General features: G+C 41.5%; 15 protein-coding genes. 5 read left to right on the plus strand and 10 right to left on the minus strand.

All coding sequences use genetic code 11. From position 1 onward, the window contains the following. Positions 1-129: 129 nt before the first annotated feature. Both elsL and AWW72_RS00390 read right to left on the minus strand, forming a co-directional pair. On the minus strand, positions 130-633 hold the full coding sequence (elsL, locus tag AWW72_RS00385) for a cell wall-recycling L,D-carboxypeptidase ElsL (RefSeq protein WP_062846092.1): 504 nt from the start codon (positions 631-633) through the stop codon (positions 130-132). Positions 634-1,117: 484 nt separating this feature from the next. Then, entirely contained in the window at positions 1,118-1,483 is a 366-nt protein-coding gene (locus AWW72_RS00390; protein WP_004775350.1) for a YbaN family protein, read from the minus strand. 100 nt (positions 1,484-1,583) lie between these two features. Here AWW72_RS00390 and AWW72_RS00395 point away from each other — a divergent pair, with 100 nt between their 5' ends. The 3 genes from AWW72_RS00395 to dapE all read left to right on the plus strand — a co-directional run bounded on the left by AWW72_RS00395 (position 1,584) and on the right by dapE (position 3,966). Further along, positions 1,584-2,444 carry a DUF1853 family protein gene (locus AWW72_RS00395; RefSeq protein ID WP_062846093.1) on the plus strand — a complete coding sequence of 287 codons (861 nt, stop codon included), beginning with the start codon at positions 1,584-1,586 and terminating at the stop codon, positions 2,442-2,444. 120 nt (positions 2,445-2,564) lie between these two features. Continuing rightward, complete coding sequence (locus AWW72_RS00400) at positions 2,565-2,708, plus strand: entericidin A/B family lipoprotein (protein ID WP_171254656.1); 144 nt, start codon at positions 2,565-2,567, stop codon at positions 2,706-2,708. Positions 2,709-2,832: 124 nt separating this feature from the next. Continuing rightward, positions 2,833-3,966, plus strand: coding sequence for a succinyl-diaminopimelate desuccinylase (gene dapE, locus AWW72_RS00405; RefSeq protein WP_004775356.1), 1,134 nt, complete (start codon positions 2,833-2,835; stop codon positions 3,964-3,966). Positions 3,967-4,014: 48 nt separating this feature from the next. Here dapE and AWW72_RS00410 read toward each other — a convergent pair whose 3' ends face one another. The 6 genes from AWW72_RS00410 to pilG all read right to left on the minus strand — a co-directional run bounded on the left by AWW72_RS00410 (position 4,015) and on the right by pilG (position 13,196). Then, complete coding sequence (locus AWW72_RS00410) at positions 4,015-4,470, minus strand: hypothetical protein (RefSeq protein WP_005259357.1); 456 nt, start codon at positions 4,468-4,470, stop codon at positions 4,015-4,017. Positions 4,471-4,482: 12 nt separating this feature from the next. Further along, positions 4,483-9,567 carry a hybrid sensor histidine kinase/response regulator gene (locus tag AWW72_RS00415; RefSeq protein WP_062846095.1) on the minus strand — a complete coding sequence of 1,695 codons (5,085 nt, stop codon included), beginning with the start codon at positions 9,565-9,567 and terminating at the stop codon, positions 4,483-4,485. 152 nt (positions 9,568-9,719) lie between these two features. Further along, positions 9,720-11,801 carry a methyl-accepting chemotaxis protein gene (locus tag AWW72_RS00420; RefSeq protein ID WP_005259361.1) on the minus strand — a complete coding sequence of 694 codons (2,082 nt, stop codon included), beginning with the start codon at positions 11,799-11,801 and terminating at the stop codon, positions 9,720-9,722. 47 nt (positions 11,802-11,848) lie between these two features. Then, complete coding sequence (locus AWW72_RS00425; RefSeq protein WP_004775363.1) at positions 11,849-12,385, minus strand: chemotaxis protein CheW; 537 nt, start codon at positions 12,383-12,385, stop codon at positions 11,849-11,851. A 44-nt stretch (positions 12,386-12,429) separates the two neighbouring features. Next, the gene (locus tag AWW72_RS00430; RefSeq protein WP_004775365.1) at positions 12,430-12,792 is read right to left on the minus strand and encodes a response regulator; all 363 of its coding nucleotides are present in this window, start codon (positions 12,790-12,792) and stop codon (positions 12,430-12,432) included. 20 nt (positions 12,793-12,812) lie between these two features. After that, positions 12,813-13,196, minus strand: a complete 384-nt coding sequence (gene pilG, locus AWW72_RS00435) for a twitching motility response regulator PilG (protein WP_004652356.1) — start codon at positions 13,194-13,196, stop codon at positions 12,813-12,815. 278 nt (positions 13,197-13,474) lie between these two features. On the opposite strand from pilG, the gene AWW72_RS00440 reads away from it, so the two are divergent. Together AWW72_RS00440 and AWW72_RS00445 are read left to right on the plus strand one after the other, a co-directional pair. Beyond that, positions 13,475-14,119 (plus strand): hypothetical protein, encoded by a 645-nt coding sequence (locus AWW72_RS00440; RefSeq protein WP_062846096.1) that lies wholly within the window; start codon positions 13,475-13,477, stop codon positions 14,117-14,119. Between the two features lie 212 nt (positions 14,120-14,331). Next, on the plus strand, positions 14,332-16,047 hold the full coding sequence (locus tag AWW72_RS00445; RefSeq protein WP_062846097.1) for a proline--tRNA ligase: 1,716 nt from the start codon (positions 14,332-14,334) through the stop codon (positions 16,045-16,047). Positions 16,048-16,105: 58 nt separating this feature from the next. On the opposite strand, the gene AWW72_RS00450 is transcribed toward AWW72_RS00445, so the two are convergent. Then, complete coding sequence (locus AWW72_RS00450) at positions 16,106-16,441, minus strand: YegP family protein (RefSeq protein WP_062846098.1); 336 nt, start codon at positions 16,439-16,441, stop codon at positions 16,106-16,108. Positions 16,442-16,599: 158 nt separating this feature from the next. Then, positions 16,600-18,273 (minus strand): AMP-binding protein, encoded by a 1,674-nt coding sequence (locus AWW72_RS00455; protein ID WP_062846188.1) that lies wholly within the window; start codon positions 18,271-18,273, stop codon positions 16,600-16,602. Between the last annotated feature and the right edge of the window lie 158 nt (positions 18,274-18,431).

An 18,431-nucleotide genomic window follows, 5' to 3' on the forward strand; every position in this document is an offset into this window, starting at 1 on the left:
TTTACAGCCTGTCAAACGCTTTTGCCATTCTTTTCTGAAAAAACCGAACGAATGATTAAAAAATAAGTAATTCCATGCAAAAACCGATATTTTCGTATTTTATTTAAGCACTTATTCGTATTTTCATCTTTAGTTTTCTAAGGCTTGTTCAGAAATAAAGACCAGCGCTTGTTCAGAAACGAGATCAAACAGCTCAACGATTTCATCATTTTTCATTCGAATACAACCATGAGACATTGGAATGCCCATTGGTTCGGTGTCAGGTGTACCATGAATATAGATATAACGCTTAAAGGTATCGTGCCCTTCACCATGATTAAAGCCTTCTTCCAGACCATCCAGCCATAAAATGCGTGACAAGATCCAGTCTCGTTGAGGAAATTGCTGAGCTAATTGCAGATCATAGACTTCACCAGTCGGTTGACGCGCGATAAATACGGCATGTTTTGGGGCATCACCACCAATCTTTTGTGCGACCTGATGCCAACCTCTTGGGGTCTTACCGCTATTTTCCTGTTCACCAATACCGTTTTTGCCCGAAGAGATCACATAGAATTTATTATGTTTCGGCAAACGTAGCGTTTGTTGTGCCAAGTCTATGATGATGTCTGCCTGATCAAGGGTATAGGTCATTATTATCTCGATAAATGATAGAACACATTTATTTCAACATAGATGAAGCACTTTTTCTTGTACTTTTCAGTAGTTTTAGTCGTGTATCAATCTTAAAGTTGGTGTAGGAAAATAAAATACCATTGGAAGATATTAGTTTCGTTCTTTGTTCGTGTTATTCGGATATATTTTTGATCGGACTCAAGACAAAGATTGCTTAATGCATTTCCTCGAATACGGTTTTCATGTTGCGCATGAGGAATACATTTCGCAAGAGCTTTGCTTTTCTTAACGTATTTACTCGAACATAGTTCTCGTCTTGCACTTCAGTAAAAGGCGTTTGTTTATCCTCGCCACTCGCAGCATATGAGCCATATTTGGCGCAAGGTCTTGCGCTTCGGGCAAATCCTTAAAGCGATGTTTTAAGTTTGTTTATCCTCGCCACTTGCAGCATAGCTGCTCATCTTGCGCATGAGGAATATATTCCGCAAGAGCGTTGCTTTTCTTAACGCTGCTCAGGCTCGGGTCGTAACCACAACCACACGGCCACGATAAACATAGTGACATCGGTAAAAACTTTGACGAGGAATGGTGCATTGGTGAATAGCATCAAAATACCACTGAGCAGCATCATGATACTGGCAATCCATTTTGCTTTACGCGGTACTGTGCCATGTTCACGCCAGTTGCGTAAGGTCGGGCCATATTTAGGATGGTTCAATAACCATGCATCCATTTCAGGCCAGCCTTTAGAAGCCGCCCATGCAGCCAAAATCAGGAAGACGGTTGTAGGCATGCCCGGTAAAATTGCCCCAATGATTCCCAACGTAATAAAAATCACGACCAAGCTACGCCAGAATAAAGTTTTCATTGAGCAATTAACCAACAGCTGTTTACAACCGTGCTAGTATAAAGTGTTTTTATTGTGGTTTCTTAAACTTAACCTATTATTTCAATGATTGAGTGGCTTGATGTCTAAAATGATTACCACCCCTTGTTTTTTTGAGCCGTGGTTACAGTTTAACAATCCAATCGTACGGCATTTGGCATTCTGTATTGCCAGCCCGAATATCCTGACTGAAATTCCAAACGATCTCGCCATAAAAAATCATTTTAAATTACATCCTGATCAGAAATGGCAAACGCATTATCAAAATTATGAATCACGTTTAAAGCAACTGGATCAGCAGCCACAGCAGCTGATTGATTTTCTAGCCCAACTTAAAAGCACACGACTTGGCTTACGTTTTGAAAACTTACTCTGGTTCTGGTTATTAGACGATGACCACCATCCCTATCAACTGCTTGGGCATAGCATTCAAAAAATTGCAGGTGCCATTACCTTAGGTGAGTTAGATTTTGTTGTGCTCAATCAGGAAACACAACAAGTTGAACATTGGGAAGTTGCCTTAAAATATTATTTAGGCGAAGGCAAACTCGATCTGGCACAATGGTTTGGGTTAAATAGAGAAGATACGTTACAGCGTAAATTAAAACATTTTACCGAACGTCAATTCCAGTTTACCGAAGCAAATCATCATCCAATTCAGCGTAAGTTTGCGGTGATGAAAGGTCAGTTATACATGCCTACAGATCAAAGTGAATTAAGCATACCTTCGTGGATTAATACTTCACGGCGTTTAGGTCAATGGGGAACGCAGATACCAACCACACCCTATTATCGCTTACAACGACATGAATGGCTCTGTCCTGATCAGGACGCTTCATCGCAACCTGCTATGTGGTGGACCAATGGGCTTTATTATCACCACGCACCAACGCCTAGTTATTATATGTTCCGCCAACCATCGCTTTTATTTAGTTTAACTTAATTGATTTGTTACTTAGGTAAATAACATTTCATAACACATTTACCATCAAACCCTTATGTTCATTTAATGGTAAATTTTTTAGCCTCTTAAGTACATCATAATTACATTTAAACGGAGAAGATGATGAAAAAAATCTTAGTTGCTTCGATCATGGCTACTGTTGTTTTAACTGGCTGTAATACATTTAAGGGTTTTGGTAAAGATGTATCTAAAGCTGGTGACAAGGTTACTCAGACTGCCGAAAAAACTCAGGATAAAATGTAATTTTTATAGAAAAAGCATCCCTGAACCTTATCTAGACCTAGATAAGGTTTATTTTTAATACCTTTCTCGATCAGATTCCCCTATTATACCGGTTCATATTTCACCAGATTTAGCTACATCTCGCATGAACCATTCCGATACTCTTGAACTTAGTTTACAACTTCTACGTCAGCCATCTGTCACTCCTGTTGATCATGATTGTCAAAATATTATGGCTGAACGCTTAGCAAAGATTGGCTTTAATATCGAAAACATGCGTTTTGAAGATGTTGATAATTTATGGGCGCGTCGTGGTACTGAAAGTCCGGTATTCTGCTTTGCAGGCCATACCGATGTAGTGCCGACCGGCCATTTAGATGCATGGAATTCAGACCCATTTTTACCAAGTATTCGTGACGGTAAGTTGTATGGTCGTGGCTCTGCTGATATGAAAACAGCGCTGGCTGCAATGGTGGTTGCTTCTGAACGTTTTGTTGCCAAACATCCGAACCATAAAGGCTCAATTGCATTTTTAATCACTTCTGATGAAGAAGGCCCATCGATTAATGGTACGGTTAAAGTTGTTGAAACATTAGAAGCGCGTAATGAAAAAATGACCTGGTGTCTGGTGGGTGAACCATCAAGTACGCATCAGCTTGGTGATATCGTTAAGAATGGTCGTCGTGGTTCGTTAAATGCCGTTTTAACTGTTCATGGTAAACAAGGCCATGTTGCCTATCCACATCTGGCAGAGAATCCCATTCATACCGCATCTAAAGCCCTCAATGAATTGTGTGAAACTGTTTGGGACAATGGCAATGAATATTTCCCTGCAACCTCATTCCAGATTTCAAATATTCAGGCAGGTACAGGTGCGACCAATGTGATCCCGGGCACTTTGAAAGTAACTTTCAACTTCCGTTACTCAACTGAAGTCACTGCTGACATCTTGAAACAACGCGTACTTGAGACTTTAGATAAACATCAGCTTAATTACGACATTCAATGGACATTGTCTGGTTTACCCTTCCTGACTCCAGTCGGTGAGCTAGTGAATGCAGCAAAAACAGCAATTAAAAATGTGACTGGCGTTGACACTGTACTATCAACCAGCGGTGGAACCTCAGATGGTCGCTTTATCGCACCAACAGGTGCACAGGTGCTTGAGCTAGGCGTATTGAATGCCACCATTCATCAGATCAATGAGCATGTCAATGTCGCAGAATTAGAGCCACTCGCTGAAATCTATGAGCAAATTTTAGTAGAGCTACTTGCTTAAACATTGCGAAAGCACATAAAAAAGGAACTCAAATGAGTTCCTTTTTTATTACAGTCCCAGTTGAGCTTGTATGTTTTGCAGATTGGGGACATAAAACTTGTTCTCCCCCATCTTCACATATTGAAAGACTTTATCATCATCAATTTCACGTTCTTCATCGACAATCTCTGAAATACGTAAACGGATCGACTCAGGCATTTCATTACAAACCAGTGCAAAACGCTGTGACACATCCTCACCTTCTACAACTAGCGCCACACCTTGTTTTTGCTCAGGATCATTCACCGCATAAACAGGCAGCTTCAAATCATGCCATTCAATATGTTCAACATTGGTTTGAGTATCCATTGCTGACAAGACAATATTCTGCGGCAACAACATCGGAACCTTTTGATGGCATTCAATAATGTATGCATCAATAAATCCCGTTGAGACCGTAATTAAATGTTGTAACTCTTGCTGGTCAATCTGTCCCAATGCCGAGTTTGCGCCTTTCTTTACCATTTTTTCTACCTCTTAGCGCACAGCCAGTAAACTTTCAATATTTTCCAGAAGTGCTTCTTCCTGGAATGGTTTACCCATGTATTGACTTACACCAAGCGACAATGCACGTTCACGATGTTTCTCACCTGTACGCGAGGTGATCATGATAATTGGCAAGTCCTTATGCAACTCATGGTGTCGTACAAGGTTTGTGACCTCAAAACCATCCATACGTGGCATTTCAATATCCAGTAGCATCAGATCAGGTTTCACTGTTTCGAGCTGCTCCATCGCATCAACACCATCTTTGGCAGTGACCACATCATAACCTTGGCGCTCTAACAGACGCGAAGTCACCTTACGTACGGTGACCGAGTCATCGACAATCATGATCAGGCGGCGTTCATCATAACGCTGTTTGGTATAAGTCTCATCGGCCTGCTTACTCCGCGCAGTCGACTGCGCTTGTCGTGCAATATTCTGACCATCCAGAATTAAACAGACCTGACCATCACCCAGAATCGTTGCACCCGCAATCACACCAATACTAGAGAACTGCTGCCCGACAGGTTTCACCACAATCTGACCGCGCGAACCAATCAACTGATCCACCAGTAATGCGGTGGTCTGGCCTTGTGCACCTTTGATCAGCAACACTGGTAAAGAATGCACCACGCCACTCAAACGCGGAATTGGCTGTCCTGCCACAAACTCAGAAAGATAGCGTAAACGGTAACGTTCCTGATCAATGCTGAAATAGTCATCCTGACTGTCAAAGTACTGCTCAAGAGCCATTGGTGATATACGAACAATACGATCGATCTGTGCCAATGGGAATGCAAACTGTTGATCGCCTGCTTTAACCATCAAGGCATCACTTACTGCAACCGTTGTTGGAACTCGGATGGTAAAGGTGGTGCCTCTACCCAATGTCGAATCCACACTGACATGCCCGCCCAAAGCTTTAATATCGCTTTGTACCACATCCAGCCCGACACCACGCCCAGAAATCTGCGTGACCTGAGCAGCAGTACTAAAACCAGGATGGAAGATAAATTGTAAAATCTCTTCCTGTTCCAGCTTCTGATCTGGCGTCATTAGGCCCGTTTGCAGTGCTTTTTCTTTAATGCGGTTAACATCAATCCCTTTACCATCATCACTGAAAGTCACAACCACATCAGTACCTTGACGACCAATGTTCAGTACGATGTGCCCAGTTTCAGGTTTATTGGCTTGTAAACGCTGTTCACGATCTTCAATACCATGGTCAATCGCGTTACGTAACATATGTTCAAAAGGTGAAACCAGACGCTCAAGAATACTACGGTCTAACTCCCCTTCGGTATTATTCACTACCAATTCAGTTGGACGGTTCAATGCTGAAGCGGTTTGACGCACGATACGCTGTAAACGCGGTAACAGGCGTGAAAATGGTACCAGACGGGTACGCATTAAACTTTCTTGAATCTCAGCCTGAATACGAGATTGTTGCAGTAACAAGCCTTCTGTATCACGAATCTTCTCAGACAAGGTGGTCTTGAAGTCAACCAAATCCGAAGCTGATTCGGCCAGTGATTTTGACAACTGGTTCAGAGATGAATATTGGTCCATCTCTAATGGATCGAAGTCGGCATAACGCGCATCTTCTCCACCATGTCGTGCAATAATCTGACTTTCCAGCTCACCTTCCATTCGACGTAACTGATCCGCCAAACGCTTGATCGCCAGCTCCATTTCCGTCAACGTACCGCCCAATTGACCTAAGTCCATCTCGATACGTGAACGGTTGATCGCATTCTCCCCAGACAGGTCAATCATCTTCTCGATGACATCCGCAGAGACACGAATCATTTCATTATTCTGTTCAATACGTTCTGTGGTTTCCCACTCACCCAGCATTGACGGCGGTTCTGTCCCATCGCCCTGAACAAACTCCATCGTGTATTCAGGTGTAAAGATATCTCTCGCAGAAAGTTTTTGAGGAAGTTGTGCCGAAACATCGACAAACTCCATTTTCTCCAGACTTTGTTTTAAACCATCAAAATTCGCATATTGACGTTTAAAGATCGCCTCATGCAGCCATGCCAATGCGGTATTCAGCAGGTTGTCATACACATTTGAATTAAAATGATGAACACCAAACTGCTCAAAAGCATTTTCTAAATGGTAGGCAATTACGGCAATGGCATCCATTTCAGCCATGCGCGCACCACCTTTTAAGCTGTGGGCATTACGTTGTAACTGTAGCAGCACACTACGATTACCACGTTGTTCAAACCATTGCTTCAATAAGCTTTGTGCCTGTTCCAGCAGCTCTTCTGCTTCCTCTAGGAAAGTCTGTTCGACCAGTGAACGAACATCATCGTCCAATGGCTCTGCCACTGTCTCAAGGGTTTGAGCGGCAGAAGTCGCATCAAGAATCTCATCTGAGGCAACCGTGCTTGTTTCTGGTTCTAATGTCAGCGTCTGTGCATCAAGTGCAGGTTCAACCTCGGCGAATTCAGGTAATTCGGCTTGCGCTTCAACAACATCTGTTTCAATCGCTGCAAATGCATCTACAGTCTCAATTACTGGCTCAAGCGTTGCAGGAGCAACTGTTTGGTCTGCCTGTTGAAGTAACTGCACCACATGTGTTGATGGATAATCTGTTTGTTGATCGCGAATGGTCTGAATGCGGTCTGCAATATCGTCCTGAACTAAACGAATAATTGCAACCAATCGTGGAGCCACCTGAATTTTCTGATTAATCAGTTTTTCATAAATGGTTTCCAGCTCATGCGCAATCAAACCAATATGACGCGCCTGAATCATATTTGAACCACCTTTTAAGGTGTGCAAATAACGCATCAGGTTTTTTAGAGCATCCAAATTCTGATGATCGGCGGTCCATGTGCTTAAGTCAGTATCAATCCCTGCAAGCAGTTCATCTGCTTCTTCAAGGAAAATATCCAACAAGTCTGGATCAAAGTCACGATTTGACTCTGCTGATTGTAATTGTTGTTTATCCAGTGCCAGTTGTGCTGCAAACGCAGTTAAATCGACAGCAGCATTGGCTGGGGTTGCAATTCCCGAAATACTTGTCTCAACAGCGCTCTCATTAGCCTGTGTTTCAACCGTCTCAAGGACAGGTTGAGCCGCAGCGGAAGTAAGATCGGCTTGCGGAGCTGTAACCGTGGTTTTTTCCAGATTATGGAGAGCGGCCAAAGCATGCGTTGCAGGATAATCGACCTGCTGATCTCGGATAATTTGGATGCGATCAGCAATGTCATCCTGTACCGCACGAATCACAGCAATGAGTGCAGGCGTTGCTTGAATTTGCTGGTTAATCAGCTTTTCATAAATGCTTTCGAGCTCATGCGAAATCAGGCCAATATGACGTGCCTGAATCATATTTGCACCACCTTTTAAGGTGTGCAAGTAACGCATCAAATTCTTTAAAGCATCAATATTTTTATGATCCGCCGCCCATGTATTGAGATCAGTATCAATCCCAGCAAGCAGTTCATCTGCTTCTTCAAGGAAGATATCCAGCAAGTCTGGGTCAAAATCACGGTTCGCTTCATCCGAATCTAACTGTTGCTTATCCAGTGCAAATTGGGCAGCTAAGTCAGTCACAGCGCTTGAAGTTGCTTGTGGTTCAACCGCCAAAGTTTCTTCAACTGTATGGGTCTCAACATCCACAGCTTCTTGCTGCACAGACTCAACATTTTGCTGAGTAAATGAGCTTAACTCATTTAAGACACGTTCATGTGCTTTGGTTAAAGTGACACGCTGGCCGGCTGCCAAGGTATCAAATAACTGGATAAACTGTTGATGAACTTGATGGTAAAGTTCAAAGGCATAATCAAGATTGAGTAAACTTGGTTTAAAAATAAGATCTTGATAGCTTGAACGCAATAAACTGGTGTACTGATACATACCAATCGTTGCATGATGATGCGTATGCTGCAACAGGATTTCGGCCTGTTGACTCAGTAACTGGATATATTGCGGGAACTCATGGCGTGCACGCTTCTCGAAATCAAATTCGACATCCAGTAAGTCATTAATTTCCAATTCAATTAATTGAGATACCAGACCTTGTGGACGTATTGCTTCACCATTCTTTTCTTCTAACTGGAAGTCATAGCTGTCCCAAGCGACATTAAAAGTCTCATAAATTTCATTGAACTTTTGTTGAGTGCCTTCATGCTTCAAGGTATGTAAATAATCACCGATAAACTGCGCATAATGAGTTAGTAAAGCCGTTTCATCTGAACTTGAGTCCAGCTCTTCCTGTAATAATGTTTTAAACAGATTTTCAACTTTGGAACTGGCTTCAAAGACATGATCGACATGCGCCATTGCTGAACTGCCACGCAAGGTGTGCAACGCACGAATCAAGGTATTGTATTGATCATTGCTTGGGCGATCATTTTGTAAGAACTGATTGATGGTCGCCAGATGTTCTTCTGCTTCTTCTTGGAAAATGGCCAGAGTTTCTTTGGCCAATGCCTCATCCTCAAACGGCGTCGCCAATTCAAGCTCAGATACAGGCTCAACTTGCTGTGGCGCCTGTTCCTGTGCATCTGCTTTAACGACAGCATCATCCACTAGCTCAAGGCCAGTCAGTACCTCGTCATGATTAAGATCAGTGGCAAGATTTAAAAGCTCTGCCAGCGCAGGTTCAGGACTTTGCTGTTGTTGTAATTGTTGTCCGAGTAAAACCAATGGCTTGAAGTCGACCTGATGGGCCTGAACGGCCTTAAAGTCATGCGCAAGTTTAAAGCGATAAAGATTAAAAACCGTCTGTACATAACGCTGAATATCAGCATTTAAAGTAATCGTGCCTGCAATCACACGATTTAAAGTATCTTCAACTGTCCATGCCAGCTCACCTGAAGACTTCGCGCCGACCATTCTTCCAGAACCTTTTAAAGTATGGAAATGACGGCGAATATCGGTCAGCACATTCTGCTGATGTGGCTGTTCTTTCCATTGAACAAGTAATGGTTCTAACTCAACAAAGATCTCATCTAATTCTTCAATAAAAATTTCAAGAATCTCTGCATCTTGTTCAAGATAACTGTCTTCAGGAAGCGTCATCGTTTCAACTAACGTTTTTAATATTTGTTTCATAGCTGCTTCTTTCGTTTTTATCCACCAACGTGGGTAAAAATTACGTCTATCTATCACACAAGATGTAGTTCCACTTCGCCATCACCTTGTTGAGATATCCAACACATCTAAAATGGAAAGACAGACACCCCCATCTGCCTTTCCAATTCGTTTTACTCAGGTAACTTAAAGTCAGTTACTGATTCACGTAACGATTCAGCCATATTTGCCAACTCAGAGACTGAGCGTGCTGTATCAAACGTTGCTGTTGTCGTTTGTGACGTAATTTCCTGTACAACATTCATCGTGGTTGCAATATGACTTGCAGAAGCAGACTGAAGTTTTGCTGCATCCGAAATGCTTGCAATCAGTTTCGCCAAGTCACCCGATACTGTTTGAATCTCATCCAGTGCAATACCCGCATCTTTTGCCAGATTCGCACCACGAACAACCTCAGAAGTGGTTTGTTCCATCGAGATTACAGCTTCGTTGGTATCCGTTTGAATGGTTTTAACCAGACTTTCAATCTGTTTGGTTGCTGATGCAGAACGTTCTGCAAGACGCTGTACTTCATCGGCTACGACCGCGAAACCACGACCTGCTTCACCGGCCATCGACGCCTGAATTGCTGCGTTTAATGCCAGAATGTTGGTTTGGTCGGCAATATCGTTAATCAACGAGACAATGTTACCAATCTCTTGAGAAGATTCACCCAGACGCTTAATACGTTTCGAGGTTTCCTGAATCTGTTCACGAATGTGATCCATACCTTCAATTGAACGGTTTACCACTTGTGCACCATTGGTCGCAATCTGTACCGAACGTTGTGCTACATCAGCAGATTCAGATGCGTTGGCAGATACCTGGTCAATGGACAGTGCCATTTCATTCATCGCTGCCGAAGCACCAGCAATTTCTTGTGCCTGATGTTCAGAAGCTTCAGCTAACTGGTTGGTAATGTTCTGGGTATCTTGGGTATAGCGTGCCACTTCTTGCGATGTATCCGTGATTCGCGATACAAGGTCACGTAACTGATCGATCGCAAAGTTAATCGAGTCGGCAATTGCGCCTGTAAAGTCCTCAGATACTGTCGCATAAGAACGTAAGTCACCATCTGCCAAGTCCGCGATCTCATCAAGTAAACGTAAAATCGCATTCTGGTTACGGTCATATTCGTCTTGTAAACGGGTGACACGTTCTTTATCGGTGTTACTACGTAAAGCAAGTAATTGTAGTGCAGAGAAAACCAGCAAGCCTAAAGCACCAATCAGTACGATACCTGCAATCACATTGCCCCAGCCACCTTCCGCTTTATTTGATAAGGCATTTAAAGAGTTCAACAGTGCATCAGATTGAGAGAAGATTTGCGAAGATGCCTGACGTACGCGCACGATCTGGTTCGCGTTTTGCAATACCGTTGCCGCTGCAGATTTCAATACGGCGTCATAGTCAGATTTAATGCTGTCTACAGACTCACGTAAAGCAGCCGAACTAATACGGTCTACGCCCAGTTCAGAACTACCGTTTAACTGTGCATTTAAATACACACCAAAGGTATCAATATCGGCACCGAAGTCATTTGCAGAAACGCTAGAATTATCTGTACCAACCAATACCGAGTTGATCGAACGTAAAATACGTTCAGCAATAAACACCTGGTTCTTGGTGATAATTACCTGACTACTCGGCATGTTCTCACGCACCATCTGGTCAACCATCAGGTTATATTCAGCCTGAATCTCAGGGATGGTATCGCTAATCGCAATGTTGGTATCATAAAGCTGATTAATGACTTTCTGTTGTGATGCAATCAGGTCAATATTTTTAGAGATTCCGCCCCAAAGCTCATTCACCTTCTTGTATTCATCTGAGCCTTTACCATAGACACTTTCAACCGTTTCAAGGTTTTCAGTAAATTGCTTTTCCGATTCAACCAGCTTTTTCATCTCTTCAGGTTTACCCGAAGCTGTCGCTTCTGTCGCCTGACGTGAAATGGTTTGCGATAACAAACGCAATTCACCCAGACTACGGGTTAACTGGTTTGAACGCGGTACACTAACGAACAAGTAGATTAAGAGGATGACTGCAAGGGCCAAAGCAATTAAAGCACGATAGATAATCGGTTTTGATTTCTCAGTTTCACCGAATAAACGGGAGAACTGATCGAGTTGCGTTCGTATATTATCGAGAAACGCTCCACCCTTTTTCAGCCCCGCACTATCACTACCATTCTTTTTTTTAAGTTTAAAGCCCATGTCAGCTTCTCCCCGAAATACGCCTTTATCTTCCGTAGCGTATTAAATTAGTTTATAAATTTTATTGATGCATTCATGTATTGAGGATTTTTTAATAATCGGCTCAATAAGAACACATGCCATTGTTGATTATGTTGGTGGAAATGACCTTGGCAATAGTCTTTTAACTTATTATCCAGATCATTATTTTGAGAGAAAAAACTCTTTTTATTAAAGTGCTGAATCCCCAAAACCTGATCAACGACCAACCCCACATAATGATCTTGATGGCTAATACAAATCACTTTTTGCGTCGGAGAAAACTGGCTTCTTTGCCCTGAAATAAAATGTGTTAAATCAGAAACCGAAAGCAGTCTTCCACGAATATTTGCCAAACCACGTACCCACGCCTGAGTATTTGGTACCGGTGTATATTTCGGAGGATAAATTACCTCAGAAATTTCCCCCAATGGCGCAACAAAATATTGCCCCAACATCTCAAATGCAATGCCCGACCAACGGTTCGTTTCATTTTGAGTTGAAGTATATTGTTTATTGCCTCGCTTGGATAAACGAAGCAACTCGATAAATCCATTTGCTGCCATACCCTATCCCGTATTGAATAATGAGAAGGCTCACATTGAGCGAATTAACTTAATAATTGTTTAATCACATCAATAAGTTGTTGTTCATCTACAGGCTTGGTCAAATAGTCACAAGCACCCTGACGTTTACCCCAAACACGGTCAGTTGCCTGATCTTTGGTACTAACGATCACCACAGGAATATGCTGTGTGTCTTTACCTTTGCTGATTTGACGGGTTGCCTGAAAGCCATTCATCCCTGGCATAACCACATCCATAAGCACTAAATCAGGTAATTCTGCTTGTGCCAAGGTCACCCCATCTGCACCATTGGTTGCTTCAATTACATCATAACCGTGCTTTGTTAAAATTTCTCTAAAGCGAAAAGTTTCAGTAGGTGAATCATCTACAATAAGTATGCGAGCCATTTTTTCCTCAATCTTTAATTTTATGCGCTAACGTGGTTGCGAATCGCGTTTAACAACTCATCTTTACTGAATGGCTTGGTTAAATACTCATCCGAACCCACGACACGGCCTTTCGCCTGATCAAACAAACCGTCTTTGCTTGACAACATAATGACTGGAATATTTTGATAATTTAGAGAGTTTTTAATTAATGCGCAGGTTTGGTATCCGTCTAAACGAGGCATCATGATGTCAACAAAAACGATATCCGGATTAGCTTCTGCAATTTTTGATAATGCTTCAAAGCCATCAACCGCAGTAATGACTTCACAGCCTTCACGTTGCAATAACGTTTCAGCTGTACGACGAATCGTTTTAGAATCGTCAATCACCATCACCTTTAAATTTTGAAATTTATCTTCCATTTATTGTCCTGCCCCAATACTCAATACAAATTATGGTTGGTTTAATTTGTTTTATACAGATCAGTTGATATTTTTAACATATCTTTACTTGCATTATCAATGAAGTTTTTTGAACCAACCTATCAGTTTCTCTAAACAATCCTAAGCAGATCACACTTTTAATTAAATTCCTAATTTTTTTGCCTAATAAGTATTTTTAAATGTATAAATTAGCACTAATATACAACTGATTATTATTTAAAAATAAGTGATTTAATTAACTTTTTTCGGGGAATGTAATGGCTGGTTCGTTAAAGTGCGGTTTCCGCATTCGTCACTTTACAACGATTACGCGTACTTACATCTGCTCATTTTTTCTATTTTTTGTTGCAAGCTCAACCTTTGCCGTAGTGGAACCCACCAAAGCCACTTGGTACCGCTATTATGACAAGAACGGCGTTGCCAATGTCAGCACCTCTGTCACCCCTGAACACATCCGTTATGGTTATGAAGCGCTTGACCGCAATATGCAGGTGATTAAGCGTAATCGACCTTATAATGCTACTGTTGATGCGCAACAATCTGCTCAACGTGAATCTGTTGCCCGTCGTCGGGAACAGGATCTAAGATTAAAACGTGCTTATGGCAATACCCAGATCGCCACCGCCAAACGTGATCAGATTTTAGTGAATTTAAAGAAACAGCTAAATTATCAACAAGAGCAGTTACAGCAACTGCAAAAAGACAAGATTGCTTTTAAGCGTCAGGAAATGGATTACCATCGTAAAGGTGAAATGCTGCCAGCCCAATTAAAAAGTAATCTGGAAAATAATTCCAAGAATATTGATAACGTCAAAAAAACCGTTGAAAGCCTGCGCAATGCCTACCATAAAACAGAAATTGAATACGCAGATATCATTAGCCGTTTAAAGACACTGGAATAAAACGTAGCCATTAAAAGTAAGAAATTACAGCACCAATTCTGCTTTTATCTCATCTAAATGACTCTACATTTTCAACATTTAAATACATTGCAGTGGTTTATACTGCGCTAAATTGAATGATTCATGTCATAATGCCAACAGCTCAAAGTGAGCCTATTATTTTTGCTCCTTGTTGTAGCATCTAAATAACACTTAACTTTAGGACAGTTTCCATGCGCGCAAGCCGCTTTTTATTTGCAACGTTAAGAGAAACCCCAAATGATGCTGAGGTCATTTCACACCAGCTCATGTTACGTGCGGGGATGATTCGTAAATTAGCTTCAGGCTTATACTCTTGGTTGCCCATGGGAACGCGCGTTTTAAAGAAAGTAGATGCGATTGTGCGCGAAGAAATGAACCGTTCAGGTGCATTAGAAGTCTTTATGCCTGTAACGCAACCTGCTGCGCTTTGGGAAGAGTCTGGTCGTTTTGAACAATACGGCCCAGAATTATTACGTTTTAAAGATCGTCATGATAATCCATTCGTATTGGGTCCAACCCACGAAGAAGTAATTACCGATTTGGCACGTAATGAGCTGAAAAGTTATAAGCAATTACCCCTGAATTTTTATCAGATCCAAACCAAATTCCGTGACGAAATTCGTCCACGTTTTGGGGTAATGCGCTCTCGTGAATTCATCATGAAAGATGCGTATTCATTCCATACAGATCAGGCATCATTGCAAGAAACCTATGATGTGATGTATGACACCTATAGCCGTATCTTTACCCGCTTAGGTCTGGATTTCCGTCCAGTACAGGCAGATACAGGTTCAATCGGTGGTTCAGCTTCACATGAGTTCCATGTACTTGCAGCCAGTGGTGAAGACGATATCGCGTTCTCAACTGAATCTGATTATGCAGCCAATGTTGAAATGGCTGAAGCAGTTCTAGTAGGTGAACGTGCTACCGCGACTCAAGCTTATACGCTTGTCGACACACCAAATCAGAAAACCATTGCAGATGTTTGCCAATTCCTGAATGCAGATGCAAAGCAATCGGTCAAAGCATTATTGGTGCAAGGCCCAACGGATGAAAAAGGCAATACACCAGTGGTTGCCCTGTTCTTACGTGGTGACCATGAGCTGAATGATATTAAAGCTGAAAAACATCCATTAATTGCTGCACCTTTGACTTTTGCAACTGAAGCACAGTTACAAGAACATGGTTTGACTGCTGGCTTCTGTGGTCCACAAGGTCTGGTTGAAAAAGGCTTAACAGTTATCGTAGATCGTGCAGCATCGGTATTGGCTGATTTTGTTGCTGGTGCCAATGAAGTGGACAAACATGCGACGGGTGTAAACTGGGATCGTGATGCCAAATTCACAGAAGTATTCGACTTACGTAATGTCATCGAAGGCGATCCATCTCCAGATGGTAAAGGCACACTTCAAATCAAACGTGGTATTGAAGTCGGTCATATCTTCCAGTTAGGCACCAAATATTCAGAAGCCTTAAACTGTAAAGTATTGGGTGAAGATGGTAAGCCATTAACCGTGACAATGGGTTGTTATGGCATTGGTGTAACACGCGTAGTAGCGGCTGCTATTGAACAAAACTTCGATGACAAAGGCATTATCTGGCCACAAGCGATTGCACCTTTTGAAGTGGCAATCGTACCGATGAATGCACACAAGTCACCGCGTACACTCGAAGCCGCTGAAGCCCTTTATGCAGAACTGCAAGCACAAGGCTACGACGTGTTACTGGATGACCGTAATGAACGTCCAGGGGTGAAATTCTCTGATCTTGAATTGATGGGGATTCCACATCGTATCGTGATTGGTGAAAAAGGTCTGGATGCAGGCACTTTTGAATACAAAGGCCGTCGCGATGCAGAAGCAAGCAATCTGACTAAAGAAGAGTTAATGGCAAAACTTGTCCGTTAATCTGCATAACAGATGTAAAAAAAGCCGTTTAATTTAAACGGCTTTTTTTATGGTTCAATTACACGGTTAAATCTTTTACGGTTTCAGATGGACCATTATTTTTAACAGATTCAATGCCCTTGTCACGCGACTGCTCACTCGCGTAAAGCTGACTGGTACCAATCACCTGATGATTCGCTGCTTTTAAATTAAAATACGGCTTGTCATTTTTTGAAGTTAAACGCTCATAACGGGCATCTTCTGGACTATTTTTCTGAACAGATGCAATGCCATTCATTGCCGCTGCTTTGGTCTTATATAATTCACTATTTAAAACTGGCTCACCATTTCCTGCTTTGAGTACAAAACGGTATTGCCCATCGCTCGCCTGACTTACTTCGAACCATCCTGCCATAAGGACCTCTATTATTGGAGTTACATTTTGATTGTTATCTCATCCAATATAGATCAGCAATTGCCGTTTAAGAAGATTAAATTTTGTTCGTTTTTGGTAATTTACTTTATAACTTAGTTTTCAAATTAAGCTAAGTTATAAAGTACTGATTCCTCGAGCTACTCGCTTTCTTTTAAATGTCTGCGTAATATTTTTCCAATATTTGATTTCGGAATTTCACTCACAAATTCGATATATTTTGGACACTTATATGCAGTCAAATTGGCTTTCGCATAAGTTAAAATTTCATCAGCCGTTAAAGATTCGTCTTTTCTAACAATAAAGACTTTAGGTACCTCACCCGATTTTTCATCTTTTATACCAATGGCCGCCACCTCAAGAACTTTAGAATATTGCGCCATCACTTCTTCAATTTCTCTTGGATACACATTAAAGCCAGAAACCACGATCATGTCTTTTTTTCTATCAATCAGCTCAATATATCCCTGCTCATCCATTATTCCGATATCACCTGAACGAAAAAGCTGAGTTTGAGTCATTGCCTGTGCGGTTTCTTCTATTTTTTTCCAATATCCCTGCATCACCTGAGGACCACGTATGGCCACCTCGCCCGCCTGACCATAAGGCAGCTCATTGCCCTGTTCATCAATAATCACCACATCTGTTAAGGGAACAGGAATACCCACCTTTCCGCTGAAAGTCGTTTGACCTTTGGGATTAAAAGTTGCCAACGGACCCGTCTCTGAAAGACCATAAACCTCACAAATAATATTGCCCGTCAGTTGCTGCCATAGCTCTGCCGTGGCCTGTAAAGTCGGCATCCCCCCACTCACGGCAAGTTTAAAATCAGAAAAGTCGATGGTTTTAAATGCAGGCTGATTTGCGAGTGTATTGAATATGGTATTTACGCCAGGAAATACATGTGGCGAATAACGATTCCAGGTTTCGAGAATGTAATTGATCTCTCGTGGATTCAGTATCAATACCACGGTTTGCCCAGAATATAAGCTATATAAGATACTAAATGAAAATGCAAATATATGATAAAAAGGCAGAATACATAAAATTCGGCTACTGCCACCTTCCGCTGATAACACCAGATTGGGAGAAAAAGCAGCATCCATCTGCAAGGTATTAATAAACAAATTCCCATGCGTTAGGATCGTGCCTTTAGATAGCCCTGTGGTTCCACCCGTATACTGAAGTAAAGCAATATCTTTCAGCTCTAGTTCAGGTCGCTGATAATCAAGTGAACTGGTCTCATTTATAATATTTTTGAAATGATAGGTACGTCCTGTAAATACAGGTTGATCTGCTTTATTTTCTTTTAAATGTGGATATTTAGCTAATGTGTCTTCAGTCAACAAATCTGAAATTGATGTTTGAATAATCGTTTTAACTTTTGTTTGTGCTTCAATTTCCTGAAAAGTTGCAACCGCGGCATCAATCATAATCAGTGCTTCCGCGCCTGAATCATTTAATTGATATTGCAGTTCACGAGCAGTGTACTGAGGATTAACATTAACCGCGATATAACCTGAACGAAGAATGGCACATGCAATGACTGGGTATTGCAATACATTAGGCAGCATGATTGCGATGCGTGTTTGCTTGGGCAAATTTAATTGTTGTAAATAACTGGCAAATCGAAGACTAAGTTCATCCAGTTCTGCATAAGAAAGTATTTGATCGTGAAAAATAAAAGCAGCAGCATGACGATATTGCTGAAAAGATTGCTCAAGCATCTCAAGGAGAGATTCATGTTGAGCGGGTAACTGTAACTGATGAGAAATATTATACTTCTGGTATTCATTATGCCAAGGACGATTAATTTTCATTTATAAAGTCTATTTATTGAGTGAAATTTCAAGTATAAATTTTTCTACTCAAATAAAGTGGCTGCTTATGTAAAAGAATGTGAACTACACCACATAGCATAGCCACATAAAACTTATGATAATTTTTAATACTTTAAATTGAACATCGATCT

Source organism: Acinetobacter sp. NRRL B-65365 (genome assembly GCF_001605865.1).
In the GTDB taxonomy this organism is placed as follows: domain Bacteria; phylum Pseudomonadota; class Gammaproteobacteria; order Pseudomonadales; family Moraxellaceae; genus Acinetobacter; species Acinetobacter vivianii.

Coding starts and splice junctions, on each gene's coding strand:
- AWW72_RS00395 (WP_062846093.1), top strand. CDS start 1,584: ATGTCTAAAATGATTACCACCCCTTGTTTTTTTGAGCCGTGGTTACAG.
- AWW72_RS00420 (WP_005259361.1), bottom strand. CDS start 11,801: ATGGGCTTTAAACTTAAAAAAAAGAATGGTAGTGATAGTGCGGGGCTG.
- AWW72_RS00445 (WP_062846097.1), top strand. CDS start 14,332: ATGCGCGCAAGCCGCTTTTTATTTGCAACGTTAAGAGAAACCCCAAAT.
- dapE (WP_004775356.1), top strand. CDS start 2,833: ATGAACCATTCCGATACTCTTGAACTTAGTTTACAACTTCTACGTCAG.
- elsL (WP_062846092.1), bottom strand. CDS start 633: ATGACCTATACCCTTGATCAGGCAGACATCATCATAGACTTGGCACAA.
- AWW72_RS00415 (WP_062846095.1), bottom strand. CDS start 9,567: ATGAAACAAATATTAAAAACGTTAGTTGAAACGATGACGCTTCCTGAA.
- AWW72_RS00440 (WP_062846096.1), top strand. CDS start 13,475: ATGGCTGGTTCGTTAAAGTGCGGTTTCCGCATTCGTCACTTTACAACG.
- AWW72_RS00390 (WP_004775350.1), bottom strand. CDS start 1,483: ATGAAAACTTTATTCTGGCGTAGCTTGGTCGTGATTTTTATTACGTTG.
- AWW72_RS00425 (WP_004775363.1), bottom strand. CDS start 12,385: ATGGCAGCAAATGGATTTATCGAGTTGCTTCGTTTATCCAAGCGAGGC.
- AWW72_RS00430 (WP_004775365.1), bottom strand. CDS start 12,792: ATGGCTCGCATACTTATTGTAGATGATTCACCTACTGAAACTTTTCGC.
- AWW72_RS00410 (WP_005259357.1), bottom strand. CDS start 4,470: ATGGTAAAGAAAGGCGCAAACTCGGCATTGGGACAGATTGACCAGCAA.
- AWW72_RS00450 (WP_062846098.1), bottom strand. CDS start 16,441: ATGGCAGGATGGTTCGAAGTAAGTCAGGCGAGCGATGGGCAATACCGT.
- AWW72_RS00400 (WP_171254656.1), top strand. CDS start 2,565: ATGATGAAAAAAATCTTAGTTGCTTCGATCATGGCTACTGTTGTTTTA.
- pilG (WP_004652356.1), bottom strand. CDS start 13,196: ATGGAAGATAAATTTCAAAATTTAAAGGTGATGGTGATTGACGATTCT.